The 25,661-nt window shown below is 62.9% G+C and carries 26 protein-coding genes; 19 read left to right on the top strand and 7 right to left on the bottom strand.

The annotated features are described in order from the left end of the window. Positions 1 to 38 precede the first annotated feature (38 nt). The 3 genes from CN673_RS12745 to CN673_RS12755 are packed head-to-tail and all read left to right on the top strand — an operon-like array spanning position 39 to position 1,326. Positions 39 to 419: a DUF1428 domain-containing protein gene (locus tag CN673_RS12745; RefSeq protein WP_099866725.1), complete on the top strand. Its 381-nt coding sequence runs from the start codon at positions 39 to 41 to the stop codon at positions 417 to 419. A 30-nt stretch (positions 420 to 449) separates the two neighbouring features. Further along, a complete protein-coding gene (locus tag CN673_RS12750) occupies positions 450 to 860 on the top strand; it encodes a VOC family protein (RefSeq protein WP_099866728.1) in 411 nt (136 codons plus the stop codon). Between the two features lie 13 nt (positions 861 to 873). Further along, positions 874 to 1,326, top strand: a complete 453-nt coding sequence (locus CN673_RS12755) for a VOC family protein (protein WP_099866730.1) — start codon at positions 874 to 876, stop codon at positions 1,324 to 1,326. A gap of 161 nt (positions 1,327 to 1,487) precedes the next feature. Here the strand turns inward: CN673_RS12755 and CN673_RS12760 are convergent, their stop codons facing one another. After that, positions 1,488 to 1,784 carry an acylphosphatase gene (locus CN673_RS12760; RefSeq protein ID WP_099866731.1) on the bottom strand — a complete coding sequence of 99 codons (297 nt, stop codon included), beginning with the start codon at positions 1,782 to 1,784 and terminating at the stop codon, positions 1,488 to 1,490. 123 nt (positions 1,785 to 1,907) lie between these two features. Here CN673_RS12760 and CN673_RS12765 point away from each other — a divergent pair, with 123 nt between their 5' ends. Both CN673_RS12765 and CN673_RS12770 read left to right on the top strand, forming a co-directional pair. Next, positions 1,908 to 2,915 carry a hypothetical protein gene (locus tag CN673_RS12765; RefSeq protein WP_157928891.1) on the top strand — a complete coding sequence of 336 codons (1,008 nt, stop codon included), beginning with the start codon at positions 1,908 to 1,910 and terminating at the stop codon, positions 2,913 to 2,915. Between the two features lie 3 nt (positions 2,916 to 2,918). Continuing rightward, complete coding sequence (locus CN673_RS12770; RefSeq protein ID WP_099866735.1) at positions 2,919 to 4,013, top strand: Shedu immune nuclease family protein; 1,095 nt, start codon at positions 2,919 to 2,921, stop codon at positions 4,011 to 4,013. Positions 4,014 to 4,133: 120 nt separating this feature from the next. Here the strand turns inward: CN673_RS12770 and catB are convergent, their stop codons facing one another. Beyond that, positions 4,134 to 4,760, bottom strand: a complete 627-nt coding sequence (gene catB, locus CN673_RS12775; protein ID WP_099866892.1) for a type B chloramphenicol O-acetyltransferase — start codon at positions 4,758 to 4,760, stop codon at positions 4,134 to 4,136. A gap of 203 nt (positions 4,761 to 4,963) precedes the next feature. Further along, positions 4,964 to 6,253, bottom strand: coding sequence for an extensin family protein (locus tag CN673_RS12780; protein ID WP_099866736.1), 1,290 nt, complete (start codon positions 6,251 to 6,253; stop codon positions 4,964 to 4,966). 173 nt (positions 6,254 to 6,426) lie between these two features. Between CN673_RS12780 and CN673_RS12785 the strand changes: the two genes are divergently transcribed. The 3 genes from CN673_RS12785 to uvrB all read left to right on the top strand — a co-directional run bounded on the left by CN673_RS12785 (position 6,427) and on the right by uvrB (position 10,806). Beyond that, a complete protein-coding gene (locus tag CN673_RS12785; RefSeq protein ID WP_099866738.1) occupies positions 6,427 to 6,861 on the top strand; it encodes an acyl-CoA thioesterase in 435 nt (144 codons plus the stop codon). 121 nt (positions 6,862 to 6,982) lie between these two features. Next, positions 6,983 to 7,570, top strand: coding sequence for an SH3 domain-containing protein (locus CN673_RS12790; protein WP_099866741.1), 588 nt, complete (start codon positions 6,983 to 6,985; stop codon positions 7,568 to 7,570). Between the two features lie 152 nt (positions 7,571 to 7,722). Further along, entirely contained in the window at positions 7,723 to 10,806 is a 3,084-nt protein-coding gene (gene uvrB / locus CN673_RS12795; protein ID WP_099866743.1) for an excinuclease ABC subunit UvrB, read from the top strand. Between the two features lie 79 nt (positions 10,807 to 10,885). On the opposite strand, the gene CN673_RS12800 is transcribed toward uvrB, so the two are convergent. The 3 genes from CN673_RS12800 to CN673_RS12810 all read right to left on the bottom strand — a co-directional run bounded on the left by CN673_RS12800 (position 10,886) and on the right by CN673_RS12810 (position 14,627). Continuing rightward, positions 10,886 to 12,841, bottom strand: a complete 1,956-nt coding sequence (locus CN673_RS12800; protein ID WP_099866744.1) for an ATP-dependent nuclease — start codon at positions 12,839 to 12,841, stop codon at positions 10,886 to 10,888. 120 nt (positions 12,842 to 12,961) lie between these two features. Next, positions 12,962 to 13,321 carry an endonuclease domain-containing protein gene (locus CN673_RS12805; RefSeq protein ID WP_099866746.1) on the bottom strand — a complete coding sequence of 120 codons (360 nt, stop codon included), beginning with the start codon at positions 13,319 to 13,321 and terminating at the stop codon, positions 12,962 to 12,964. A 958-nt stretch (positions 13,322 to 14,279) separates the two neighbouring features. Continuing rightward, positions 14,280 to 14,627 carry a hypothetical protein gene (locus CN673_RS12810; RefSeq protein ID WP_099866748.1) on the bottom strand — a complete coding sequence of 116 codons (348 nt, stop codon included), beginning with the start codon at positions 14,625 to 14,627 and terminating at the stop codon, positions 14,280 to 14,282. 60 nt (positions 14,628 to 14,687) lie between these two features. Between CN673_RS12810 and CN673_RS12815 the strand changes: the two genes are divergently transcribed. Further along, complete coding sequence (locus tag CN673_RS12815) at positions 14,688 to 15,320, top strand: DUF922 domain-containing Zn-dependent protease (protein ID WP_099866750.1); 633 nt, start codon at positions 14,688 to 14,690, stop codon at positions 15,318 to 15,320. A gap of 148 nt (positions 15,321 to 15,468) precedes the next feature. Here CN673_RS12815 and clpS read toward each other — a convergent pair whose 3' ends face one another. Then, entirely contained in the window at positions 15,469 to 15,837 is a 369-nt protein-coding gene (clpS, locus tag CN673_RS12820; RefSeq protein WP_099866893.1) for an ATP-dependent Clp protease adapter ClpS, read from the bottom strand. Positions 15,838 to 15,941: 104 nt separating this feature from the next. On the opposite strand from clpS, the gene CN673_RS12825 reads away from it, so the two are divergent. The 10 genes from CN673_RS12825 (at position 15,942) to CN673_RS12870 (ending at position 25,376) form a co-directional block, all read left to right on the top strand. Next, entirely contained in the window at positions 15,942 to 16,967 is a 1,026-nt protein-coding gene (locus CN673_RS12825) for a CHAD domain-containing protein (protein ID WP_099866752.1), read from the top strand. 124 nt (positions 16,968 to 17,091) lie between these two features. Further along, complete coding sequence (locus CN673_RS12830; RefSeq protein ID WP_099866754.1) at positions 17,092 to 18,003, top strand: DMT family transporter; 912 nt, start codon at positions 17,092 to 17,094, stop codon at positions 18,001 to 18,003. Between the two features lie 78 nt (positions 18,004 to 18,081). Beyond that, positions 18,082 to 19,338, top strand: coding sequence for a multidrug effflux MFS transporter (locus CN673_RS12835; protein ID WP_099866755.1), 1,257 nt, complete (start codon positions 18,082 to 18,084; stop codon positions 19,336 to 19,338). Position 19,339: 1 nt separating this feature from the next. Continuing rightward, the gene (locus tag CN673_RS12840) at positions 19,340 to 20,230 is read left to right on the top strand and encodes a formate dehydrogenase accessory sulfurtransferase FdhD (protein ID WP_245409894.1); all 891 of its coding nucleotides are present in this window, start codon (positions 19,340 to 19,342) and stop codon (positions 20,228 to 20,230) included. After that, the gene (gene mobA, locus CN673_RS12845; RefSeq protein WP_245409895.1) at positions 20,227 to 20,871 is read left to right on the top strand and encodes a molybdenum cofactor guanylyltransferase MobA; all 645 of its coding nucleotides are present in this window, start codon (positions 20,227 to 20,229) and stop codon (positions 20,869 to 20,871) included. Before CN673_RS12840 ends, mobA begins: the two co-directional genes overlap by 4 nt. Continuing rightward, positions 20,868 to 21,407, top strand: coding sequence for a molybdopterin-guanine dinucleotide biosynthesis protein B (gene mobB / locus CN673_RS12850; RefSeq protein ID WP_099866759.1), 540 nt, complete (start codon positions 20,868 to 20,870; stop codon positions 21,405 to 21,407). The genes mobA and mobB overlap by 4 nt, the downstream gene beginning before the upstream one ends. After that, positions 21,404 to 22,702, top strand: coding sequence for a molybdopterin molybdotransferase MoeA (locus tag CN673_RS12855; protein WP_099866760.1), 1,299 nt, complete (start codon positions 21,404 to 21,406; stop codon positions 22,700 to 22,702). Before mobB ends, CN673_RS12855 begins: the two co-directional genes overlap by 4 nt. A 166-nt stretch (positions 22,703 to 22,868) precedes the next feature. After that, positions 22,869 to 23,648: an ABC transporter substrate-binding protein gene (locus tag CN673_RS12860; RefSeq protein WP_099866894.1), complete on the top strand. Its 780-nt coding sequence runs from the start codon at positions 22,869 to 22,871 to the stop codon at positions 23,646 to 23,648. 127 nt (positions 23,649 to 23,775) lie between these two features. Continuing rightward, a complete protein-coding gene (locus CN673_RS12865) occupies positions 23,776 to 24,549 on the top strand; it encodes an ABC transporter permease (protein ID WP_099866761.1) in 774 nt (257 codons plus the stop codon). Continuing rightward, a complete protein-coding gene (locus tag CN673_RS12870) occupies positions 24,546 to 25,376 on the top strand; it encodes an ABC transporter permease (protein WP_099866762.1) in 831 nt (276 codons plus the stop codon). The genes CN673_RS12865 and CN673_RS12870 overlap by 4 nt, the downstream gene beginning before the upstream one ends. The last annotated feature ends 285 nt before the right edge of the window (positions 25,377 to 25,661 follow it).

The following is a 25,661-nucleotide window of genomic DNA, read 5'->3' on the forward strand; positions in this document are numbered from 1 at the left end:
GCACCTGACAACCATCCGATCGCGAAAGGAAACGACCGATGAGCGACCTGCCCGAAAAGACCGACCTTCCCTATGTCGACGGCTTCATCCTCGCCGTCCCCACCGACAAGCTCGACGCCTACAAGGACATGGCCCGCCGCGCCGGCGACATCTGGATGGAGCATGGCGCCCTTTCCTATGTCGAATGCGTCGGCGACGACGTGCCCTATGGCGAGCGCACCTCCTTCCCGCGCTCCGTCGAGGCGAGCGACGACGAGACGGTGATCTTCGCCTGGATCACCTACACCTCACGCCAGAGCCGCGACGAGATCATGAAGAAGATCTTCGAGGACCCGCGCATGCAGGCTGACATGGCGTCAATGCCCTTCGACGGCAAGCGCATGATCTTCGGCGGCTTCAAGAGCTTCATGGCGCTCTGACGCGCCGCAACCCCCATTGGAGGACCTCACATGGCCGAAACCACGCAAACCGCGATGCCCGGCGTCGTGCCCTACATCATGTCGAGCGACGCCAGCGCCGCGATCGACTTCTACGCCCGCGCCTTTGATGCGCGCACCGTCGGCGACATCATGCGCATGGACGACGGCAAGCGCGTCATGCACTGCCAGCTCGAAATCAACGGCGGCGCCTTCATGCTCGGCGACGCCATGCCCGAATACGGCCATGGCTGGCAGACCCCGCAGGGCACCACGCTGACCCTCGCCGTCGCCGATCCGCGCCGCTGGTGGGACCGCGCGGTCGAGGCTGGCTGCGAGGTCACGATGCCGCTCGAAGTCGCCTTCTGGGGCGATCTCTACGGCCAGGTGAAGGACCCCTTCGGCCACGCCTGGGCGATCGTCGGCCCGCCGGACGGCAAGTGAGTGGGGCACGGCCATGCAAAAGCTCATGCCCTGCCTCTGGTTCGACGACCAGCTGGAGGAGGCGATCGCCTTTTACAGTGAGATCTTCCCCGACGCCGAAATCCTTCAAACCGTGCGCCACGACGATGGCAGGCTCTTCGTCGCCGTCTTCCGCCTCGCCGACCAGACCTTCCAGGCGCTGAACGGCGGCCCGCACTTCACCTTCAACGAGGCCGTCTCCTTCACCATCGCCTGCCGCGACCAGGCCGAGGTCGACCACTATTGGCAAAAGCTGCTGGACGGCGGCGCGCCGCGCCAGTGCGGCTGGCTGAAGGACCGCTATGGCCTCTTCTGGCAGGTCGTCCCCGAAATCCTGCCGCGCGCCATGCAGGACCCCGACCGCGAAAGGGCCGGCCGCGTCAGGGATGCGATGATGAAGATGATCAAGCTCGACGTCGCCGAACTGGAGCGCGCCTGGCACGGCTGAACCGCCAGCCAGCGACACCCCCGGCGGCGCCCCACTGCGGCAAAAAGCCGATGCACCGCGCCGCCGGCCTTCCTGTGCAGGACATCGCGCTCGGTGTGGGAGCCACCCTTCAAAAAAGGCCCCGCCCTCAGCGCAGCCCCGCCCTCAGCGCAGGCCCGTCCTCAGCGCAAAATGGAAAAGCCCGCAGGCAGCCCCGCAGCACCCGCCGCGATCCGGTCGATCCGCGAAACCCGCGCACCCGGCGGCCCTTCCGCCAGCCGCGCGATCGCCGCCTCCACCGCGCCGCGCTCGCCGCCGATCAGGGCCTCGACATGCCCCTCCGGCGCATTGCGCACATGCCCGCAAAGCCCGTGCGCCAGCGCCACCTCACGCACAAACGCCCGATACCCCACCCCCTGCACCCGCCCGAAAATGGCCAGCTGAAACGCCACCGCGCCCGTCTCGAATTTCTCGCTCATGCCAGGAAGGCTGAGGCAGATTGCTGCGCGATGCAAGGGTGGGGGTGGGGTGGGCGGATTGGGGGTGGAGTGCGGACCGGCAGGTTTCGGCGGCGGTCCGAGAATTTACGGCCGTTCGTTCAGTTGCAGCACGCCAGCATTTACGTGCCCAGAAATGCAGGCAACCGATGCTTCCGCACTATTGTTTGTGGCACCGACTTTCGCGCTCGCTATTTCCCATCAGAATCCGATAAACTGACTGGCATGGAGTATCCGTTAAGCAAAAAATTGGAGCGCATCTTTGAGTGCGCACAAAATCCGGTACCATATGGAATAGAACGTAGCCTGCTCCACGCCTACGTCGCCTGCCTAACATTCGAAGAACTCTGCGAGGCGATTTGCAGCACACTGGAAGCGGACGCGCCCGTGCGACTGGCCCTTAGGGGAAGGCTGTTAAGGCTATTGCGTTTATCCGATGGCGAACTTGCGGAGCGGATTTCGCTCCTAGCCGATAAAGCGCAATCGCTCGCTGAGGGTAATCATGTCGTGCGAACGCGCGTGGACGCGCTTCTCTCCGCCGTCTATTCGTGGTTACCCCTTCCCCATCGGCATGCGGTACTCGAACATTGGATTGATCGCGGTACAAGGGGCGCCGCGAGTAGATGGCTCAAAGCCATGGCTTCCGATGAGCCGTTATTCGACGCTAAGGCAATATTCGAATATTGGTTGGAATCGCGCAGTACGCGCGCGGCGAAGATATTAGCCTATCAGGCAGAGCCTGCTTTTTTAGACAGAAACCTCGCTGAGCTTGCAGCTGGATGCGCGGAAGGATGGATCATCAGCAAAGCCGCTTTGCGAGCGACTTCAATACCCGATGATATCTTGCATCTTCTACGAGACAAACATCCGGCCAGCTATGCCTATCTCTGTGCGATGACGGGACGAAAGCTCACCGATGAGGAAGCGCTCGCGCTGATTTCAGACGCACCATCCAGCATCCTTGATGACGAACGGGGACTCGTGATTTGGTCCATGGGGCAAATGGGCCTGATATCTGCACTCGATCGTCTCGGCGCAAATCGAGAGACCTACGCCGCGCAAGGGGTAGCAGCCATACTAAGATCGAGGCAGGAAACGCCGGAGGCGGACTAGCTAGTGTCCGATGACATTGAATATCTCGCGAATTACAGGGCAAACCAGCTCTATACTCATCCTGGTAAGGCGGGTGCTTACGCTACTATAGTTGGCGAGAGCGAACAGGTCTTCGGCGAAATCGATGTCACCGGTAGATGCAAGCTGGCCGTCTCAACATTCTACGTGAGCGACAAAGCGAATTTCGGAACCCTTAAGATAACGAAGCTTCGCTTTCACAAGACATACGGATGGCAGCAAGACGGTCATATCCAAGTCAACAATTTCCAACTTGCTCAGATAAACGATTTCCTAGCGATTATATCGAACTTAGATTTCAATGATGCACAGAAAACCAGAATTTCTCTGGATAATCTGAACTTAGGCGCCCTAAATGCCCTACTGAGTAGTTCAAAGGGTGCTCAGCTAATTCACGAACTAGCCGAATCTCCCGATTTGCATCATGACATCTACGCCGTGGCCGCCAAGCGCAAGGTGTTGAGCGATTTCGAAGCCAAGCTCGGATCGGGGCTATCGGAACCTGAGTGGCAGAGTTTTTTCGAAAGCAACCCGTGGATTTTTGGGCACGGCTTGAATTACGTTTTTCTCGATAAGGCAGCGGACGCTCTCGAAAGCCGTACGACGGGAAACACCTTCGATAAGCCTGGCAAAACCGTTGACGCACTACTGCGAACTCGCGCGGAAATCAGCCAGTATGTGCTTGTCGAAATCAAGAAGGATCAAACGGCGCTGTTGCGATCGGGCAAGCCATATCGCGCTGGGTGCTGGGGTGTATCCGATGAAGTGTCTAACGCCGTGACGCAGATTCAAAAAACGGCGTTCGAATTTGGCCGTACCCGTTTCAGGGAAGCGCTCAAGAATGGTGACGGCACCGACATCGGAGAGAGCACCTACTCGATCGAGCCGCGAAGCTATTTGGTCGTTGGCAATCTGTCGGAGCTTATCGGAAATGACGATAAGATCGCTTGCTTCGAGCTCTACCGCCGAAACATTCGCGCGCCGGAAATTCTGACTTTCGACGAGTTGTTTCATCGAGCGAAGTTCATCGTCGCCAACATCAGTCGCGAAGCGATGGACGGCGCAGAGGTCTCATTCTAGCCGACTCGCGGCGACTTGCCTCTGCAATGCTTGGGACATGTGCCAATCTCCGGATCTGGGAAGCGGGAAATCCGACTTGGACGTCCGAAATGGGATCGAAAGCAGCCACCGGCCACCCCCTCACCCACCCCCCATCCAATACCCATGAAGCGCCGCCACGTCTCCGCTCGTCAAAAATGGCATCGCCTCCTTCAGCGCTTCATCGCTCCAGTCCCACCACCGCATCGCCAGAAGCCGTTCGATGTCCGTCTCGGAAAAGCGCATGCGGATCACCTTGGCCGGGTTGCCGCCGATGATGGCGTAGGGTGCGACGTCGCGGGTGACCAGCGCGCGGGTGCCGATCACCGCGCCGTCGCCGACGCGCACGCCCGGCATCACGATCGCCTCCGAACCGATCCACACATCGTTGCCGATGACGGTGTCGCCGGCCGGCGCATAGCCGTTCTGCGCGCCCTCAAAGGCCGGCACCTCGTTCATCCAGTAGAAGGGGAAGGTGCTGATCCAGTCGTTCCGATGGCCCTGGTTGCCGGCCATGATGAACGCCGCGCCCGAGCCGATCGAGCAGAAGCTGCCGATGATCAGCCTGTCCGCGCCCGCCTCGGGTGAGAGATAGCGCGCGCAGTCGTCGAAGCCGTGGCCATGATAATAGCCGGAATAGTAGCTGTAGCGGCCGACGACAATGTTGGGATTGCTGACCTGGCGGTCGAGCGTGATGCCCTTGAACGGGCTTTCGAAATGATTGTGCATGAGACGTACCGGAAAATGCGTTGCCGCAGGACGGCAGAAAAGCGCGGCGGCGAAAGGCGGCGCGCGCGGGAACCTGCCGGAACGAACATTCGCGCCGACATGGCGGCACCCCGCGTTCAAAGGCGGGATGCGGGTTCAGGTGGTACAGTCTGCGGACTTCATCCCCGCACCATGGCCACGCAAGCACCGTTTGGCAACTGCCCTCAGTCGCAGTGCCGGTAGCCGTTGCGGCGGGCCCTGAGGTCGAAATGGAAATGGTCGGCATGGTTGGCGTCGGAGCCGGGGCCGAGAATGGTGGTGAAATATTTGCAGCCGTCGTCCCGCACCGAATTCAGAAGGCCGCGCTCGCGAAACGCGAAGAAGCCCTTGGAGCGGACCTTGATCGTCTTGCCCGAATTCAGCTTCAGGCTGCCCACATCGATGGCGTTGCCCTTGGAATGTTCCGACATCGGCGCGCCGCGCCGCGAGTTCATGGTGCGGCAGGAATAGCCGCCCATCGAGCCGACGGTGTCGATGCCCGATAGGTAGCGCTTGCGCACGCCCGGTGCCAGTTCGTTCTTCACCCAGGTCGCGAAGGCTTCGGCCATCGGGCAGTTCAGCGTGGTCGCCGGCCGCACCTTGACGTTGCCCGAGAGGGCGGAAATCTCGACCGGATGGCCGATGCCGCACGAGCCGCCATTGCCCACCGCCGGTTTGTCGGTGAACGTGACGCCGAGCCGGCGCAGCCGGTCGCGGCAGGCCGCTTCCGCCGCCGGCAGGCCGCTGCGCGCGGTTTCGCGCCGCGACGAGGCCAGCGGGTTCAGCGCCCGCGGAATAAGCCCGGCAAGGCGCCGCGGCTCGGGTTCGGGCGCCACCTGTTGCGGTGCCGCGGCAACCGGCGGCGATGGCGGCGCTGAAACCGGGGCTGCGGGCGCGGCGGCCGCCGGCGGCAGGGCCGCGACGCTTGGCGCCGGCGCGATCTCCATCGGTGCCGGCTGGTCTGTGATGTCAGCGCCGTAGCCGCCCGCCGGCATCGGCGCGACGGCGGCCAGTCCGCCGCCGGAGGAGTAGTTGTCGCCGATGGATGCGGACGCCTGCCCCGGCGCCACCGGCTGGCCCGTCGCGCTGTCGATCGTCAGCGTGCCGAGCGACGCCGGCGGTGCGCCCCGGACCTGCGTCTGCGGTTGGCTGGCGAGCGAATCGTAGCTCGGCAATTGCGAAACGCGCGCCTGCGGCGCGCCATAGGTTTCCGGCGGCAGCGCCTCGAGCGGGCCTTCATCGGCGGTGCGCGCCCATGGGTCCGCGCTTGGCGATTGCGGCGCCGGCTCGGCCGGTGCGCTGTAGGAAGGGGTGATGGAGCCCGTCGGCACCGATGACGGCGGCTCCAGCACGCTGGAAACGGAACAGGATACGAGAAACCCGGCAAGCACGCCCGTGGTCAGCGCCGTGCGGCACACCGTTCGGCCAAGGTGCCGGATGGCCTTGCGGTGATGATGATGGGCGCCGATGGCCATACGCGATACTCTGTGGACGGTGCTCGCCGAGCTCCTCAAGCCGGAATCCTATGGGATTGTGGTAAACGAGTTCTGAACGCGCGATCGGCTTGCCATTGCCGGCCGGCGCGGGAAAACTGCGATCGTCCGTCAGGCCGCAAGGCTTGATCCCGCCGCCCCCTTCAGGAGTTCCGATGCACCATCCGACCGATCCCGCGACCACCCGGTCGTCCGCCGCCGCCCCCTTAGCCAGGCCTGCCGGCGAGCTCACCTTGCGCACCCTCGCCATGCCCGGCGACGCCAACGCCGCCGGCGACATCTTCGGCGGCTGGGTCATGGCGCAGATGGACCTTGCATCCGGCATCCGCGCCGCCGAGCGGGCGCGCGGGCGCGTCGTCACCGCCGCCGTCAACGAGATGGCCTTCGCCATGCCGGTCAAGATCGGCGACACGCTCTGCATCTATACCGACGTCACCGGCGTCGGCCGCACCTCCATCACGCTCAAGGTCGAGGCCTTCGCCCAGCGTTACCTCTCCGACCGCATGGACCGTGTCACCGATGCCACCTTCGTCATGGTCGCCCTTGATGGCGAGGGCAGACCGACCCCGGTTCCGGACACCGGCGTGTAGCGCGGCTTGGCACCGCCTTCACGTTGCAGTGAACGGCGTGTCGGAGGGGAACAAAAATCGGTTGGGACCGTTTCACGCATCGAACAAGAAATGTGTCATCCACTGACAGTGAGGTTTCGTCATGAGAGGATTACTGAAAGCAGCGGCCTTCGCGGTCGGCCTGTTCGGCGCCTCCAGCGCCATGGCCGCCTCAGCGCTCGTCACCACCGATCTCAACATTCGCTCCGGCCCCGGCACGCAATACCGGTCCGTCGGCGTCCTGCCCAATGGCGCGGTCGTCAACGTCGCCGGCTGCACCAGCGGCTATTCCTGGTGCCGTGTGAATTATCAGGGCTATGACGGCTGGGCCTCCTCCCGCTATCTCGCCCAGCAGGAAGGCGGCTATGCAGGCCGCAGCTACAACTCCACCGCCGCCGCCATCGGCATCCCGCTGATCGCCGGCGTCGTCATCGGCAGCGTCCTTTCCAACGACGACGACTATTATGTCCGCCGTCCGGGCCGCTATTATCGCGACCGTGACTGGCGCGACCGCCGCGAATGGCGCCGCGATGCCCGCCGCGACTGGCGGCACGAGCGGATCGACCGCCGCGAGGACTGGCGCGACGCCCGCCGGTTCGACCGTGAGGGTTGGGAGGCCATGCGCGGCTCGCGCCTCCCCAACAACGCCCACAACCGCCGGATCATGCGCGAGATGACCACCGGTCGGTGATCGTGATCCGTCACGCCCCGGCGTGACTGCAAAGCCGCGTCGCTCCTCCTCCCGCGACGCGGCTTTTTCTATGGCGCCGGCGGTCGCAATTCGCCGCCGCGAGCCGCACCGTCACCCTTCCAATCCGTCCGCACTGCGCCCATATTCCCCTGATGGCATCCCGAGACAAAAAGACCGCCCCGCGTCCCGACCGGGATGGCGAGACCTTCGACCCGACGCACGCCCGCGGCTTCGACGAGCCGCCCCAGCGCCCCTTGAGCGGCCAGCCGCTGTCCGGCGGCGTTTCCGACTGGGCCCGCGAGATGGAGCGCATGGCCGAGGCCGAGACGATCGAGACCCGCCACGACGTCGCCTCCAAGGCCGGCAAGCACCGCCGCAAGGTCGAACGCGCCGCCAGCGCAGAACGCGAAGCCAGTGATCGCCAAGAAAGAGCGGAGCGCAGCGCCCGAACGGGCGCCGGCGCCGATGCGCCGTCCCGTCCGCAGGCCAGCGCGAAGCGCGGTACGGCCGCGAAGACAGAAAAAACCACCGCAATCAAATCTTCCCGCGGCACCTCCATGGGCGGCTCGACCGATCCCAAGACCCGCGCCGCCGCCGGCCTCAACCCGGTCGCCGGTATGGATGTCAGCCTGGAAGACGCCGGCTCCCTCGCCTCCACTTCCGTAACGGCGACGGTGGAAGCCCTCTCCGCCCTCATCGAGAGCGGCAATCCGCTGCACAAGAACGGCAAGATCTGGACGCCGCATCGCCCGGCCCGGCCGGAAAAGTCCGAGGGCGGCATCGCCTTCACCATGGCGACGGACTACCAGCCCGCCGGCGACCAGCCGACCGCCATTGCCGACCTCGTCGCCGGCGCCAACGAGAACGAGCGCTCCCAGGTCCTTCTCGGGGTAACGGGCTCAGGCAAGACCTTCACCATGGCCAAGGTCATCGAGGAGACCCAGCGCCCCGCCGTCATCCTCGCGCCCAACAAGACGCTCGCCGCCCAGCTCTATTCGGAGTTCAGGAACTTCTTCCCCGAAAACGCGGTCGAGTATTTCGTCTCCTATTACGACTACTACCAGCCCGAGGCCTACGTCCCGCGCTCCGACACCTATATCGAGAAGGAATCCTCGATCAACGAGCAGATCGACAGGATGCGCCACTCGGCCACCCGCGCGCTTCTGGAGCGCGACGACGTCATCATCGTCGCCTCGGTCTCCTGCATCTACGGTATCGGCTCGGTCGAGACCTATACGGCCATGACCTTCCAGATGCAGGTCGGCGACCGGCTCGACCAGCGCCAGCTCCTCGCCGATCTCGTCGCCCAGCAATACAAGCGCCGCGACATGGATTTCCAGCGCGGCTCCTTCCGTGTCAGGGGCGATACGATCGAGATCTTCCCCGCCCACCTTGAGGACGCCGCCTGGCGCATCTCGCTCTTCGGCGACGAGATCGAGCAGATCACCGAGTTCGATCCGCTGACCGGCCAGAAGACCGCCGACCTCCAATCGGTGAAGATCTACGCCAATTCGCACTACGTCACACCCAAGCCGACGCTCAACCAGGCGATCAAGTCGATCCGGGAAGAGCTGAAGCTCCGCCTCGCCGAGCTCGAAAAGGCCGGCCGCCTGCTGGAAGCCCAGCGGCTCGAACAGCGCACCCGCTACGACATCGAGATGCTGGAGGCCACCGGCTCCTGCCAGGGCATCGAGAACTATTCGCGCTATCTCACCGGCCGCGCGCCGGGCGAGCCGCCGCCCACCCTTTTCGAATACATCCCCGACAACGCGCTGCTCTTCGTCGACGAGAGCCACGTCACCATCCCGCAGATCGGCGCCATGTATCGCGGCGACTTCCGCCGCAAGGCAACGCTCGCCGAATATGGCTTCCGCCTGCCCTCCTGCATGGACAACCGCCCCTTGCGCTTCGAGGAGTGGGACGCCATGCGCCCCGCCACCGTCGCCGTCTCGGCCACCCCGTCCGGCTGGGAGATGGAGCAGGCCGGCGGCGTCTTCGCCGAGCAGGTCATCCGCCCCACCGGCCTCATCGACCCGCCGGTCGAGATCCGCCCCGCCAAGTCCCAGGTCGACGACGTGCTCGGCGAGATCCGCGCCACCTCGGACGCCGGCTACCGCACGCTCTGCACCGTGCTGACCAAGCGCATGGCCGAGGATCTGACGGAATATCTGCACGAGCAGGGCATCCGCGTCAGATACATGCACTCCGACATCGACACGCTGGAGCGCATCGAGATCATCCGCGATCTGCGCCTCGGCGCCTTCGACTGCCTCGTCGGCATCAACCTCCTGCGAGAAGGCCTCGACATCCCCGAATGCGGCTTCGTCGCCATCCTCGACGCCGACAAGGAGGGGTTCCTGCGCTCCGAGACGAGCCTCATCCAGACGATTGGTAGAGCGGCGCGCAACGTCGACGGCAAGGTCATCCTCTATGCCGACAATGTCACCGGCTCCATGCAGCGCGCCATGGACGAAACCGCCCGCCGCCGCGAAAAGCAGCTCGAATACAACGCCGCCAACGGCATCACGCCGGAAAGCGTCAAGGCCAAGATCTCCGATATCCTCGACAGCGTCTACGAGAAGGACCACTACCGCACAGACATCGGCGGCAAGGGCTCCCGCCGCGGCGGCGAGAACGACCCCAACAACCTCATCGGCAACAACCTCGCCGCCCACCTGGAAGACCTCGAACGCCGCATGCGCACCGCCGCCACCGACCTCGACTTCGAGACCGCGGCCAGACTGCGCGACGAAATCAAGCGCCTGAAGGCCAAGGAACTGGAAGTCATGGACGACCCGCTGGCGCGGTCGCAGGGCAACGCGGGTGAAGGCGCGGGCGGAAAATCGGGCAAATCAAAGTCCACGGGCAGGAACGAAAGCAATTCCCTATTCCGCAAGCCCGAGCTCGACGAAATGACGGTGGGAAGAACCGAGAAGCCCGCCCCGCGCGGCACCTCTCCCCTTGTGGGAGAGGGTGAGAAGCGGTCTGCGCAGCAGACGAAACGATCCAGTGAATCGTTTCGAGCGACGAACGCCCGGAGCGAAAGCGAGGGGCCGGCAGGCAAGCCCCGCGAGGCAAAGCCGAGCGGTTCGGCGCGCTCGGTGAGGGGGCAAGCGGCGGACGCGGAGTCACCCGCCCCCCTCAAACGCGAAAAAATCGGCGCCGGCTCCTACGAAGACGAAGGCGACGCCCGCCGCAAACGCCGCCCGAGCAAAACTGGCCGTCCTGGTCGGTAAGCGGATGGCGCAATGCCCACCTCTCCCTTGGTGGGAGATCGTGAGGGGGAAGCCAACAAATGTTAAATCAACATTTCGGTCAGAGTCCCCGTACGGTGTCAACGATACTGTCCAGATGACTGAAATCAACGCCTTTGGAAATCGCTATTTCAATGATAGCGGCGGCAGCTACTGGCGATTTGCATGCTTCGCCTCCTGCAATATCAAAATTGCTGCAGACTTTCTGTTTAATATCACCATACAAATCGCCGATCTTTGCTGAAATATACTTTTCTAAATTACCAGGGAACGCTGCGTAGTAATCACTCACGCCAGATGGAAAATCCGTTAAATTAGGTGCCCCTGCAATTGATTGAATTAATCGGTTTCTTTTCAAAGCCTGATTACGATTTTTACCTCCTTCATCAGAGTCCAATACAGGATACGCTATCATTCCAAGGCTTTTGAATGCGTATAGCGGCTTATCAATTTTTGTTTTGCCGCCAACATCGACAATCGATATTCCAAATGTATACGGATCGATATCGCGTCTCTTAAAGGCTGCTTCAAGAATTGCCTTATCGCTTGCTCCTTCGACAATAACGATTTTGTCCGCAAAGAATCCTTCATTTATCTCCCGAGTAAATATATGAAGTCCAACAGCAAAACGGTCACGGCTCATGGGGGTAGTATCAGCACCGATATGGGACGCCATTCCGGCGCTGAAACTCTCAATGGAAAGGCTTCGACAGGTCGTTTGCAGTTCGCCATCCAGATCGCTTTTTGAAATTAAGCGTATGTTATCAACGTCGACTATGTTTACAAATTTTTCCGAATGTGTCGTGTAAATAATTTGAATACGAATACCGGAAATATTATTAAATCCAGTCGTTATTTCTTTAAACGCTTGATAAAATAAAAGCTGCTTTATTGGATGCTGATAAATTTCCGGCTCTTCAATTAGCAAAATTATGTCACTATACGCTTCTTCGAAGCGTCCCTCATTCTCACCACCGTCGCCGGATGTCTCCTCGGCAAGAAATTGAACCAAGGAAAAGAAGATAGCTCGCTGGAGGCCGTGACCCACGTTGCCGACCTCGACACGCAACCCTCTGTGTTGAACTGAAATAAGCGGACTAGGAAAGCTAACAGATATCTCATTTGCTTTTTGAAGGTCCGCAATTAGGTGAGTATCTGAATAGTACCTTTGAAGTGTGTCAGTCAGACGGGAGCTAATTGAAGACAACTGAGGTATATTTTTTGGGTCGGTTATCTCGGCCAGACGAGTGTTCGACGCCTGGATAAACTCGGTGAACTCTTCTTTGTTTTCGAAGGTTTGTTTGATAATATCATTTAGCAAACTAACCACTGGACTCTTTTTGAGGTCCCCGGCCTCTTCTGATGCATCTTTAACCGCAGGAACTAATCGTACCGCCGTTTTCTTTTTCAGCTTGCCATTTGCAACGTTCATCGCGCCGAAAAAGCCACGAACTTTGTCGAACGTTAGCTGATCTTCATTTTGCGCTTCCCAGTTCTTCAATTCGGTTTCCATTTGGTCTCCAGACGCAGATGGAAGCCCAAATTGATCGCGCAAACGCGCATAGATGCTGCGCTTTTTCGTGCCATTACTTTCTTGACGAAATTCGTCGAATTCCGCCATTACATCAGTGTAAACAAAATATTCGCCCCTCTCTTGATTCGGCCCACCGAATTCACGCGCAACCATGAGGGCGTTGTCTTTGATCGCGGACCCAAACTCCTGACGTTCGATGGGGGTCAGGCGAGTAAAAACCAGCGCGATAGAAATTGGCCGGTCTGTATCATACAAATAATGGTCTTCTTTCCTTACACGAGGAGAGCTATCAAAAAACAGATCAATTGCTTTAATTATGGTGGATTTGCCAGCATTATTGCTTCCAACCAAGGCATTCAAATTACAAAAATCAACATCGATACTTTGTATTGATTTGTAGTTTTCAATTCTAACTCGACCTATTTGCACCTTCACCCCCCTTATTGGATAGTAAAGCACTCGGTGGCTCAAAAAAGATTTCAACTATCCATCGTAACCAGCCCATTATCTACACTAGCCCCCTCACCAAGCGCGCCAATCCGCTCGGCTTTGCCTCGCGGGGCTTGCTATCCTCTCCCACAAGGGGAGAGGTGACCACCCCATCTACCGCCCCACCCGCGTCCACAACGCCTCCAGGATCACCCGGCACACCCCGTCCCCGTTCCGCAAGACCTCGTCGTTCCAGAACCGCAGAGTCAGAAACCCCTCCCCCGCCATCATCGAGTCACGCCGCGCATCACGCGAACTTTCTGCATGCTGCGCCCCGTCCACCTCGACGATCAACCGCGCCTCGAAGCAGACGAAATCGAGGATATAGCCCTTGAGCGGCACCTGCCGGCGGAACTTGAACCCCTCCAGCCGCCGGTCGCGCAGGCACTCCCAAAGCTCCCATTCCGCATCCGTCATCTGCCGCCGCATGGCGCGGGCATGAACGCGATGGACCGGCGGCGGCGCGTGTCTCATCCCCCGACGATAGCAATGGTTGTACCGAAAGGCGAGCGGCAACCCCCACCTCTCCCCAAGGTGGGAGAGGTTGCAAAAACTTTGGTTTGGGCGCGATCAGCGACCAAGCCTTAGTTTTTGCTGGTGAGGGGGTGAGGAGCGATGGCCGGAGGCCAGAAATCGCATCGCGATTTCAGCGACGAACGCGCGGAGCCATAGCGCAGCGCCATGGACGCAAGATCTTGCCCCAAAACGACCCCCTCACCAGCGATTTCTATGGATTTGGGTAAACCCAAGCCCAAGAAATCGCGTCCTCTCCCACCTTGGGGAGAGGTGACGGCGCGGCAGCCCGGATGCCCCACCTCTCCCCTGGTGGGAGAGGATAGCAAGCCCCGCGAGGCGAAGCCGAGCGGTTCGGCGCGCTTGGTGAGGGGGACGGTGAGGTCGGCGAGATCATGCCTCCACGCCGCCCCCTCACCAGCAAAATCTGGCACTTGGCTGCGCCAAGGCACCGATTTTGCGTCCTCTCCCCAAGGGGAGAGGTTTTGTTTTCCCCGCCCCTGACGCCCATGCCATAATCCCCTCGCTGCTACCGAGCGGGATGGGACAGGTCGACGGTCCGGTTCCAGGTGGCGGCCGGCGCTTCCGCCGGCGGTGAAACGTGGCCGCCGGCCGGAGAGGTCCCGAAACGGCTCCCCCTGGCACTATGACCAGGTTCGGCTGCGTGCCCGTGCAAGCGGGCCGGCCGCGCGTCCCCGAAAGGCCGAGCGCCCGAAGGGATGGCCGGTCCGCGCAGAGAGCTTGAACCGGGATCTGACGGAGGATGCCCCCGAGAACGCCGCCGGGGCGCGAAGACCGCGCCATGACAACACACATCTCCAGGCGGCTCGATCTTTGCGCCCCGGACCCGTCACTGCTGCTTTCCCCCTGGCGCCCGCATGGGCCGAAGGGCGCTTTCGCGCGCCCCTGCCTGCCCGCTTCAGGCGGCGCCGGGACGACCCGGAGACGAGGATTTTCGATGGCCGATCTCAAACGCCGCATTGCCCTTTCCACGCTGCGCCGCGACATCACCCGCATCCGCGACGAGATCGAGGCGCTCGCCCGCGAAGGCTGGCAGCCGCATCCGCGCGACGATGCCGCCTGCTGCCGCCTTGCCGCCTGCCGTCGCCACCGCGCCTGCCAGAGCGATGCCGTCCGCCGCGCCTGCGGCCCGGCATGCGAGGCCGTAGGGACATCGGCCCGCCGCCGGAAGCGCCCGCCCGGTGGCGATCCCGCCGGCGTTCAGCCGCAGCGTCCCGGCGCCGCCCGGCCAGAACCCGTGGGCCAAACGCCCCCGCCGTCCGAGCCGGCGCTTTATTGGCCGAAGGATTTCGCCTAGAACCGCTTCATGCGCCCTCGCCCTCCCGCCGTCCTCCGCTTCCGCCTTTCCCGTTGCGCCGCCCTCGGCCTCGCGTTCGCGCTCGGCCTTGCCGCAAGCCCGGCGCACGCCCGCGACTGGCAACCGGCCGAGCGCATCGAGACCTATGCGGTGAGCGGCGCAAGCGGCATCGCGCTTTATCGCTCCATCGGCGACAGGGCGCCCGCTGCCGGCGTCGGCTCGGCCATCGCCCACACCGATTTCGAGCTTTTGTGGACGCGCGACTATCGCCCGCAGCCGGATGGTTCCTGCGTCCTCGCGCTCGCCCGGCCGAGCCTCACCATCATCTATCGCTGGCCGAAGGCGCCCGCCGGCCTGCCGGAGCCGGCCGCATCCAAATGGGCCCGCTTCATCGCCGGCGTCGAAAAGCACGAGCGCGTCCATGGCGATCATCTGATCGAGATGACCGAGCGGATCGAGACCTTCAGCCGCAACCTCTCCGCGCCCGACGATCCGCAATGCACGAAGGTGCGCGAAAAGCTCCAGGCCTTCCTCGCCGAAATGGCCGCCTGGCGCCTGCAAAAGGCCCGCAGCTTCGACCGCGCCGAAATGTCGGAAGGCGGCAACGTCCACCGGCTGATCCTGGAACTCGTCAACCCGTAAGCGCGCCGGCTCCCACCTCTCCCGTGATGGGAGGTGAGGGTGAGAAGCGGACCGCTGCGCGGGTCGCCCTGCCCTTCGCGATGGCTCAGGGCGTTCGTCGCTCGAAAAGCCCAACCGTTGGCTTTTCGTCCGCTGCGCGGACCGCTCCTCACTCCTCCGGTTCGGCGATGAACTGCAGGGGAAAGCCGAATTTCTTGCCGTATTCGTTGGCCCGCTGGACCTTGGTTTCGGCGACATCGCGCGGATAGACCGAGATGACGCAGGAGCCCTTGCGGTGCGCCGTCAGCATCACCTGCGTCGCCCGGTCCTCGCCCATGCCGAACTCGGCTTCGAGCACCATGACGACGAAGTCGCGCGGCGTGTAGTCGTCATTGAGGAGCAGCACCTTGTAGAGCTTCGGCCGCTCCAGCTTGGTCCGGGTCACTGTCTTCGGCTTGGCCGGCGCCGTGACGTCGTCGCCCGAGCCGGGACCGGGTCCGGACGCGATGCGGGCAGAAAGGGTTGACTGCGCTATCATGGGCAAGAACATAGCGCGCCGACGCGCGGATTTCACGGGGGGTGTGCTGCCCCGGAAGGCTGCCGCGCCGCCGCAAGCTCCAAGGTCGCGAGGTTCGAGCATCCATGGCCTATCGCTTCAAGCCCGGCACCCGTGCCGTCGGAAAGGCCCTGCGCCGCATCGCCGCCGAGCAGGTCGACAAGGCGATCGCCGAGCTGGAGGACGGCGACCTCGCCGCGCCGGTGCGCGTCCATCAGGCCCGCAAGCGGCTGAAGAAGCTGCGCGGCCTCGTTCGGCTCGTGCGGCCGGTCTTTCCCGCCGGAAAGCGCGAGAACGCCGCCTGCCGCGAAATCGCCAGCGCGCTTTCGCCCTATCGCGACGACGCGGTGATGACGAATGTCTACGACGCGCTGTGCGCGGCGAACGCCGGCGGCATCGACCGGCCGGCGCTGGCGCCGGTGCGCCGCGCCCTCACCGGCCAGCGCAGTGTCGCCGCCGATACGGGCGATATCGATGCCGCGCTGACCGGCGCCCTCGACGCGCTGCGTGAGATGCGGGCCCGCATCGATGGCTGGCACCTGTCGCAGACGGGCTTCGCCGCGCTCGGCAAGGGGCTGGCCGCCACCTATGGCGCTGCCCGCGACGGTCTCGACCGCGCCGTGGAGACGCCGGCGGGTCCCGAGCGGGTCGAGGCCCTGCACGCCTGGCGCAAGCAAGTGAAGTATCACAGCCAGCACGCCCGTCTCCTCGCCCTCGCCTGGCCGGAGGCGACGGGTCCGCACATCGCCGCCGCCCGCGCGCTCGCCGCCATGCTCGGCGAGCACCATGACGCCTGCGTCTTCGCCGAGCGCATGGCCGATCCCGCCGCTGGCCCGGTCGAGGCGCGCGGCACCCTCGCTGTCCTGGCAACGCGCCGCGCCGCCGCGCTGGAGCAGGATAGCCTCGTCCTCGGCAGGCGGCTCTTCGCCGACAAGCCGAAGGCGCTGAAGCGGCGCTGGCGGATCTGGTGGAAGAGCGCCGCCGATGCCGAAAAGATGAGAAAGGCACCCGCCGCTTCCCACGCGGCCGAGGTCGGCGACGAGGGAGACGAGCGCGCAGCCACCAAGGGCTGGTTCGGACCCAGTCCGCTGACCCGCGACAGCATAAGATGAGGCCAGCCCGAAACCATCACCGCTTGCGCCGCATCGATCACCAATATTGATTTGTCGGCGCCACCGCCGCCGTCTAGCGAAAGTCCGTAAGCCCGCCTTATCACCCCTGTCCTCGGGTCGGCCCATGCCCCTTTCTGCCAATGTCCGCGGCGCGCTGTTCATGTCGCTCGCCATGGCCGGATTTTTGTTCAACGACACCATCGTCAAGGTGCTGTCGTCGGACATGAATGTCGGTCAGGTCATGATCCTGCGCGGCATGGTCGCCACGACGCTGATCACCGCGCTCGCCTGGCACCGTGGCGCGCTGCGCCCGCTGGCCACGATCATGGAACCGATGATCGTCCTGCGCGTCATCGGCGAGGTCGGCGGTACCGTCACCTTCCTGATCGCGCTGACACACATCCCCATTGCCAATGCCTCGGCCATCCTGCAGGCCCTGCCGCTCGCCGTGACCATGGGCGCAGCGCTCTTCCTCGCCGAACCGGTGGGCTGGCGCCGCTGGACGGCGATCGCCGTCGGCTTCCTCGGCGTCATGATCATCGTACGCCCGGGCGTTGCGGGTTTTTCGGCCTATTCGCTGTTGGTCCTCGCCACGGTCGGGTTTGCCGCGCTGCGTGATCTCGCCACCCGTATGGTCCGCGCCGATGTGCCATCGCTGTTCCTGTCCGTGGTCACCAGTCCGATCGTCGCCCTCACCGGCCTCGTCATGGCGCCCTTGATGGGCGGCTTCAGCCCGGTCGAGGCGAAACATGCCGGCCTCATCCTGTTCGGCGCGATACTCCTGCTGTTCGGCTACCAGTTCATCATCATGGCAATGCGCGAGGGCGACATCTCCTTCATCGCGCCGTTCCGCTACACCAATCTGTTGTGGGCGATGCTGGTCGGCTATCTCGTCTTCGGAGACATTCCCGATCGCTACATGATCGTCGGCGCCGCGATCATCGTCGGATCGGGCCTTTATACGCTCTATCGCGAACGCAGGAAGCCCGAAGCCGAGCCCGTTGCCGCCGAGACGCCGGCGCGCCACGCGCCCTGACGGCCAGATTTTTTGTAAGGGAGCCTTTCCTTTTTACTCGTCCTGCGCCAAGTGAGCCGCGAAGGATCTAGACCGCGCATGCAGCAGCCATCCCGCTTTCTCGACGCCGGCACGCCGCCGCACATCATCACGCTCGTCCTCATGGCGGCCGTGGGCGCGCTCAACATGAACATCTTCCTGCCCTCTCTGCCAGGGATGGCCGCGTGGTTCGAGACGGACTACGCGCTTGTGCAATTGACGGTGTCGCTCTATCTCGCCGGCACAGCGTTGCTGCAACTGTTCCTCGGCCCGCTGTCCGACCGTTTCGGCCGCCGACCCGTCATGCTGGCGAGCCTGTGGCTGTTCCTCGCCGCCACTCTCGTCTGCGTCTTTGCACCGACGATCGAAATCCTGCTCATCGGCAGGGTGCTGCAATCCGTCGTCATCGCCGGGCTCGTTCTGTCGCGGGCCGTGGTCCGCGACATGGTCGGCACGGCCAAGGCCGCAAGCATGATCGGCTATGTCACCATGGGCATGACGCTGGTTCCGATGCTCGGGCCGACGCTCGGCGGCATTCTCGATCAGTTGTTCGGCTGGCAGGCCAATTTTGTCGTGACCTTCATCTTCGGCGTCATCGTGCTTGTCGTGGTCTGGCGCGACCTTGGCGAAACCAACGAGACGATGTCGGCGAGCTTCGCCCAGCAGTTCCGTGCGTACCCGGAACTGCTCCGGGCCCGGCGTTTCTGGGGCTATGCGCTGACCGCGACATTTGCATCCGGTGCATTCTTCTCGTTCCTCGGCGGCGGCCCCTATGTCGCCTCCAACGTCCTCGGCATGGCACCGCACGAGGTCGGCTATCATTTCTTCTTCATCGCCCTTGGCTACATGATCGGCAATTTCCTCGCCGGCCGCTTTTCGATCGTTATCGGCCTCAACCCGATGATGGTGATCGGCAATTTCGTCGCCGCCTGTGGCATGGTGCTGTCGATCGGCTTGTTCCTCGCGGGGTTCTTCCATCCGATGGCATTCTTCGGACCGATCTTTTTCGTCGGCTTCGGCAACGGCATGACACTGCCCAACGCCAATGCGGGCGTCGTCTCGGTGCGTCCCCACCTCGCCGGTTCTGCTTCCGGTCTCGGCGGCGCCATGATGATCGGCGGCGGCGCCGGCCTGTCGGTGATCGCAAGCGCCTCCCTGTCTCCCGAGACAGGCCCCTATCCCCTCCTCGTCACCATGCTGATTTCGTCCATGGCAGGGGTCGCGGCCTCTCTTTACGTGGTCTATGCTTCCCGGCGATCCGGCGTTGCGGCCACCGCGCTGGAAGACGCCGCACCGGATCGCATTGTGGGAGAATGACGTGGTGCGCGAATTCCTGATCCGCCCGGATCCAGCCGACGAACGCTTGTCGACCGTGGTGTCGGGCGTCGACCAGACCGGCCGTGGCATCGAGACGAGGGTCGTCACCGAAAAGCCGCTGACGCTCTATCTCAATCGCCAGGAGATCGTGACGATGATGACGATCGGCGATCATCCGGACCTTCTGGCGCTCGGCTACCTCCTCAATCAGAACATGCTTAGCGCCAACGACCGGGTCACCGCGATAGACCATGACGACGATCTGGACGTCGTCGTCGTGCGCACCGACAGCGAGACCGATTTCGAGACGAAGATGCAGAAGAAGGTGCGCACATCCGGTTGCGCCCAAGGCACCGTTTTCGGCGACATCATGGACAATCTGGAGCATCTCTCTCTCGATCCGGACGCCCGGTTGAAGACTTCCTGGCTATATGGGCTGACGCAGAAGATAAACACGGTGCCGTCGCTCTATCTCGAGGCAGGCGCGATCCATGGCTGTGTGCTGTGCGAGGAAGACCGCCCGCTGGTCTATATGGAGGATGTCGGGCGCCACAATGCCGTCGACAAGATCGCAGGCTGGATGTATCGCAACCGCGAGGATCCGGCCTCGAAGATCTTCTATACGACCGGCCGACTGACATCCGAGATGGTGATCAAGACCGCAATGATGGGCATTCCGATTCTCGTGTCGCGATCCGGTTTCACTGCCTGGGGCGTCGAACTTGCCCGTAAGATCGGGCTGACCCTGGTCGGGCGGGCGCGCGGGAAACGGTTCATCGCGCTTTCCGGCCACGAGCGTATCGTCTTCGATCTCGATCCCGACAGTGTACCTGACGAGGACCGTAAGCATCGACGCAAAGGCGCAAACGCCGGCGCAGAGGTCGACGCGTGACAAGACCAGAGCCAAGGCAGATTCTCGGATGTATCCTTGCTGGCGGCCTCTCTCGACGGATGGGCGGCGGCAACAAGGCGCTGAAGGAAATCGGTGGCAAGCCGATGCTCGACCATGTCATCTCGCGGCTGGAATCGCAGGTTTCCAGCCTGATTCTGAATGCCAACGGCGACCCGCATCACTTTGATCTTTATGGCTTTCCGATTGTCGCGGATACGATCGAAGGCTTTACTGGGCCATTGGCGGGAATTCTCGCGGCGATGCGCCACGCCAAGGCCAATCATCCAGCGATCACCCACATCGCATCGGCCGCCAGCGACACGCCATTCTTCCCGCTCGATCTCGTCGAGCAGCTTTCCGACGCCGCGCGTGACGAGACCACGATCGTGCTGGCCGGCTCGGGTGGAAACAAACATCCGGTGTTCGGTCTGTGGCCCGTCGCTCTCGCCGATGATCTGGATAGCTGGCTGCGCACCACCGACACCTACAAGGTCCTCGTATGGATCGAGAGGCACCGCCTGGCGGTCGTCGACTTTCCACTGATCGAACATGGCAGCCAGACGCTCGATCCCTTTTTCAATGCCAACACGCCGGAAGACATCGCGGCGGCGGAGCATTATTTCGCGGAGCGTCTGACGTGACCGGCGCCTCCACCCCGCGCGTATTCGGTGTGACGGGCTGGAAGAACTCCGGCAAGACGGGCCTTACCGTGCGCATCGTCGAGGAACTGACACGCCGCGGATGGCGGGTCTCGACCATCAAGCACGCGCATCACGAGTTCGACATCGACCGCCAGGACAGCGACAGCTGGCGCCACCGGCAGGCAGGCGCCGGAGAAGTGGCGATCGTTTCCGGCAACCGCTGGGCCCTGATGCACGAACTGCGAAACGAGAAGGAACCCGCTCTGGCCGATATTCTGGCGCGCCTTACGCCATGCGACCTCGTGGTGATCGAAGGCTACAAGCGCGAGGGCCATATGAAGATCGAGACGCGGAGGCGCGATTCGGCCAACCAGATGCCGCTTGCGCCGAATGATCCCGCTATCGTGGCGATAGCCGCCGACCAACCGCCAGGGGAGACCAGCCTGCCGGTTTTCGACCTGAACGACACCATCGCGATCTGCGATTTCGTCGAGGCGATGACGGGACTTTCGACGCTGCGAAAGACCGCGCCATGAGCCGGTCCAGGGAACGCCGGCTTCTGGACGACTGCTTTCTGACCGATCGCGACCGGGTGCGCCACGACGATGTTGTCGCGATGATCCGCGAGCGCCTGACGATCATCGCACCCACCGAGACGATTGGCCTGGCTGAGGCGCAAGGCCGCTATCTCGCCACGCCGGTGACCGCCCCGCGCGACGTACCGCTGGCCGACAACGCCGCAGTCGACGGATATGCGTTTGCCTATGCCGACTATTTTCGCCGCAATACCCTCGGTGTGCGAGGCCGCGTGGCTGCCGGCGACCTCGGCTCCATCGAACTGGTGCGCGGCGAAGCGGCACGTATCTTCACCGGAGCAGTGATGCCGCTGGGCGCCGACACCGTCGCAATGCAGGAGGATTGTGACGTCTCCGATGACGGTCGCACCGTCACGGTGCCCAAGGGGCTGAAGCCGGGCGCGAACCGGCGGCGGGCCGGCGAGGACCTTGAGGCCGGTCAGCCGGTGCTGGAACAGGGAGACGCCCTCAGACCCCAGGAGATCGCAGCGCTGGCGTCGCTCGGGGTCGGCCAACTGGAAGTTTATCGCCCCTTGAGGATTGCCCTCGTCTCCACCGGCAACGAACTGGTCGAACCGGGGACGGCCAATGATCTGGTGCCCGGACAGGTGTTCGACAGCAACCGCGCCATGCTGCGCGCACTGACCGCCAGCTTGCCGGTGACGGTGACGGATCTCGGCATCCTGACCGACGACAGCGCGACGATCGAGGAAACCTTGCGCGAGGCAGCGGCCAGTCATGACCTCATCCTGTCGACAGGCGGAGCATCCCGCGGCGAAGAGGACCACATCGTCGAAATCCTCGACCGGATCGGCAAGCGGCATCTGTGGCAGATCGCGGTCAAGCCCGGACGGCCGATGACCTTCGGGCAGATCAGCGACGATGCCCACGACTGCGTCTTTCTCGGCCTGCCCGGCAATCCGGTCGCCGTGTTCGTCTGTTTCCTCCTCTATGTCCGGCCGGTCCTCCAAAGGCTTGGGGGGCGAGCGGACGAAACCATCGCGCGCTATCCGCTTCCGGCCAATTTCGAGATCGCCCGCAAGAAGCCAGGTCGCCGCGAATTCCTGCGCGGGTGGCTGGGCACCGGAGAGGATGGTCGACCGGCGGTCGAGAAGTTCGCCAGCGACGGGTCGGGACTGATCACGGGCCTGCGGCAGGCCACCGGACTGATCGAGCTGCCCGAGGACACCGAGCGCGTGGCGCGCGGCGACACGGTATTGTTCATCCCGTTCTCCACATTCGGGATCGCTCAATGAGCTAGCATGACGTGGACTTCGTTCACGTAAGGGATTTCCTGTTGCAATTGCGCGAAAAACAGTGGGATTATTGAATTCGAAGCGCTGTGAACGCATGGCGCGCAAGCCGAAGCCGGATCGGCACAGCAGAAAAAAAGCCGCCGGCACAACCGCAGAGAGGACCAGCATGCCTATTTCAAAAGCTTTCACGCTCGCCGCGTCCACGGCGCTATTGGCCGTGACCATGAGCGCAGCCAGCGCGCAGGACGTTGTGCGCATCGGCACCGAAGGCGCCTACCCTCCCTTCAACGTCATTGAATCGGACGGTTCGCTGACCGGCTTCGACATCGACATCGCGAACGCGCTTTGCGACGAGATGGAAGTCGAGTGCGAGTTCGTCACATCGGACTGGGACGGCATCATCCCCGCGCTGCAGGCCGGGCGCTTCGACGCGATCATCGCATCGATGTCGATCACCGAAGAGCGCAAGGAACAGGTGGATTTCACCGAGAAATACTACAACACGCCGCCGGCCATCGCCGTTCCCAAGGACAGCGATCTGACCGAGGCGACGCCGGAAGCGCTGGCGGGCATTGCGCTCGGCGCGCAGTCGTCGACGACGCACTCCAACTATGCCGAGGAAAAGTTCGCGGACGCCGACCTGCGTCTTTATCCGACCCCTGACGAATACAAGCTCGACGTCGCCTCCGGCCGCATCGACGCCGTCATCGACGACGTTATCGTGCTGTCTGAGTGGCTTGAATCGGAAGATGGCGCTTGCTGCAAGATTCTCGATACGTTGCCGATCGACCCGGTCATCAACGGCGAAGGCGCCGGCATTGCCGTGCGCAAGGGCGAAGATGAACTGCGCGAGAAGTTCAACGCGGCGATCCAGGCAATCCGCGAGAACGGCACCTACCAGGAAATCAACGACAAGTATTTTGATGTCGACGTCTATGGCAGCTGATCGCGCCTGACATTGGCTTTGACAAAATGGCGGCGGAGCGTTTCTCCGCCGCCCTCGCCTGTGGACAGCAACCGCTTTCAGCACCGTCGTCCTGCCGACCGCTGAGCGAAGTTCCGGGAAAGCATGCATGCCTGGCTTCCTGACGACATGGTTCGACCCGTTCTGCGGCCCGGTCGGCCTTTTCTCGCTGTTTCTGTCCGATAGCCTGCTCGCCTGCGGTGACGCCGGCTGGGGCGACGAGATCGCAGGCGGCGTCCTCGTTACCGTCTCGCTGGCGCTGGCTACGCTTCCGCTCGGCCTTGTCGCCGGGTTCTTCATCGCGCTCGCCAAGCAGTCGAACGAGAAATCGCTGCGCCTTGCAGCAAATGTCTACACCACCATCTTCCGCGGGCTGCCGGAGCTGCTGACGCTCTTCCTGGTCTATTACGGCGCCCAGATCGGCATCCAGCAGGCGATGCGCGCAATGGGCGCGGACCTCGTCATCGAGATCAACGCCTTCATCGCAGGCATGGTGGCACTCGGCCTCGTCTTCTCGGCTTACTCCAGTGAGGTCATCGTCTCGGCCTTCCACGCGATCCCGCGCGGCCAGTACGAGGCGGGGAACGCGCTCGGCATGCGGCGCGGCACGACGATGCGCAAGATCATCCTGCCGCAACTCGTCCGCATCGCGCTTCCGGGCCTCGGCAATCTCTGGATGATCCTGCTCAAGGAGACCGCGCTGGTCTCGGTGATCGGCCTTTCCGATATCCTGCGCCAGACAGGCGTTGCGGCTCGCGTGACCAAGGAAGCGTTCATGTTCTTCGGTCTTGCCTGCCTGCTCTATCTGGTGCTTGCCATTCTGTCATCGATCGTCATCAGCGCGATCGAGCAATGGGCAAGCAAGGCGGAGATGAAGCGATGAGCGTCGCCGAACGCCTGATCGCGCCCAAGGCGCCGCCCGCCCCGCAGCCGCAGGCCTGGACCGGCCAGAAGCTCGTCGGCCATTCTCTGATGGGGCTGTGGGTCGCCGCAAGCGTCGGGCTGTTCCTTTTTCTCGTAGGCAGCTTCGACATCGAGAAGATTAGGACGTACGGGCCGGATTACCTGAGCGGCCTCTGGATCACGCTACAGCTTGTCATCATGGCGGTGGCGATCGGAGCGCTCGTGTCGCTTCCCGTTGCGATCGGCAGGATGAGCGCCAACAAGCCAATCTCGTGGCTGGCATACGCCTATGTCTATGCATTTCGCGGCACGCCACTGATCGCCCAGCTGTTTCTCATCTATTACGGGCTCGGCAGCTTCCGCGACACACTCGACGCGCTGCATCTTTGGACGTTCTTCCGCGACCCCTGGAATTGCGCCCTCTTCACGTTCACCCTGAACACGGCGGCCTATCAGGCCGAAATCCTGCGAGGTGCGATCCAGAGCGTGCCGCGCGGCCAGCATGAAGGCGCAGCCGCGCTCGGTATCAGCCGATGGATCACGTTCCGCAAGATCGTGTTGCCGCAGGCCATGATGGTCGCGCTGCGGCCCTATGGTAACGAAATCATCCTGATGGTGAAGGGCTCCGCCATCGTCGCGATCATCACTGTCTTCGATCTGATGGGAGAGACCAGGCGCGCCTATTCTCGCACCTTCGACTTCCAGACCTACATCTGGGCAGCGATTTTCTACCTCATCATCGTCGAGGCCCTGCGCAATGTCTGGGCCGTGTTGGAGAACAGGCTCACCCGACATCTCAAACGCTGAGAATAACCGAAGCGCTTTGGAGAAGAAATGCTGCGGCAGCGAGCGCTACCCACTTGAAAAAACAGACCTCCTGCGCGATTGTGCGATTGGGCGCCTCTGTCGGGATCAAGTTACTTCCATCACGCGCGGGCCGCGATACGCCGTCTCGGAAGCACTCTTCCAGGCCGGAACGTCGATGAATACGCCGACCGGCATGGAGCGGGCGGAAGGCGGGATTGTAAACTTTCTGGATACAGAGGTCTTAAGGGTCGGGACGCCCCGCAGGCCAGACGAGGCGGTGCCGAG

Source organism: Neopararhizobium haloflavum (assembly GCF_002750855.1).
GTDB lineage: Bacteria > Pseudomonadota > Alphaproteobacteria > Rhizobiales > Rhizobiaceae > Georhizobium > Georhizobium haloflavum.

Bases quoted from the DNA above. Each gene is read 5' to 3' on its own strand.
- CN673_RS12745 (WP_099866725.1), top strand. From the start codon at position 39: ATGAGCGACCTGCCCGAAAAGACCGACCTTCCCTATGTCGACGGCTTC.
- CN673_RS12750 (WP_099866728.1), top strand. From the start codon at position 450: ATGGCCGAAACCACGCAAACCGCGATGCCCGGCGTCGTGCCCTACATC.
- CN673_RS12755 (WP_099866730.1), top strand. From the start codon at position 874: ATGCAAAAGCTCATGCCCTGCCTCTGGTTCGACGACCAGCTGGAGGAG.
- CN673_RS12760 (WP_099866731.1), bottom strand. From the start codon at position 1,784: ATGAGCGAGAAATTCGAGACGGGCGCGGTGGCGTTTCAGCTGGCCATT.
- catB (WP_099866892.1), bottom strand. From the start codon at position 4,760: ATGCACAATCATTTCGAAAGCCCGTTCAAGGGCATCACGCTCGACCGC.
- CN673_RS12780 (WP_099866736.1), bottom strand. From the start codon at position 6,253: ATGGCCATCGGCGCCCATCATCATCACCGCAAGGCCATCCGGCACCTT.
- CN673_RS12785 (WP_099866738.1), top strand. From the start codon at position 6,427: ATGCACCATCCGACCGATCCCGCGACCACCCGGTCGTCCGCCGCCGCC.
- CN673_RS12790 (WP_099866741.1), top strand. From the start codon at position 6,983: ATGAGAGGATTACTGAAAGCAGCGGCCTTCGCGGTCGGCCTGTTCGGC.
- uvrB (WP_099866743.1), top strand. From the start codon at position 7,723: ATGGCATCCCGAGACAAAAAGACCGCCCCGCGTCCCGACCGGGATGGC.
- CN673_RS12805 (WP_099866746.1), bottom strand. From the start codon at position 13,321: ATGAGACACGCGCCGCCGCCGGTCCATCGCGTTCATGCCCGCGCCATG.
- CN673_RS12815 (WP_099866750.1), top strand. From the start codon at position 14,688: ATGCGCCCTCGCCCTCCCGCCGTCCTCCGCTTCCGCCTTTCCCGTTGC.
- clpS (WP_099866893.1), bottom strand. From the start codon at position 15,837: ATGATAGCGCAGTCAACCCTTTCTGCCCGCATCGCGTCCGGACCCGGT.
- CN673_RS12825 (WP_099866752.1), top strand. From the start codon at position 15,942: ATGGCCTATCGCTTCAAGCCCGGCACCCGTGCCGTCGGAAAGGCCCTG.
- CN673_RS12830 (WP_099866754.1), top strand. From the start codon at position 17,092: ATGCCCCTTTCTGCCAATGTCCGCGGCGCGCTGTTCATGTCGCTCGCC.
- CN673_RS12835 (WP_099866755.1), top strand. From the start codon at position 18,082: ATGCAGCAGCCATCCCGCTTTCTCGACGCCGGCACGCCGCCGCACATC.
- CN673_RS12855 (WP_099866760.1), top strand. From the start codon at position 21,404: ATGAGCCGGTCCAGGGAACGCCGGCTTCTGGACGACTGCTTTCTGACC.
- CN673_RS12860 (WP_099866894.1), top strand. From the start codon at position 22,869: ATGCCTATTTCAAAAGCTTTCACGCTCGCCGCGTCCACGGCGCTATTG.
- CN673_RS12865 (WP_099866761.1), top strand. From the start codon at position 23,776: ATGCCTGGCTTCCTGACGACATGGTTCGACCCGTTCTGCGGCCCGGTC.
- CN673_RS12870 (WP_099866762.1), top strand. From the start codon at position 24,546: ATGAGCGTCGCCGAACGCCTGATCGCGCCCAAGGCGCCGCCCGCCCCG.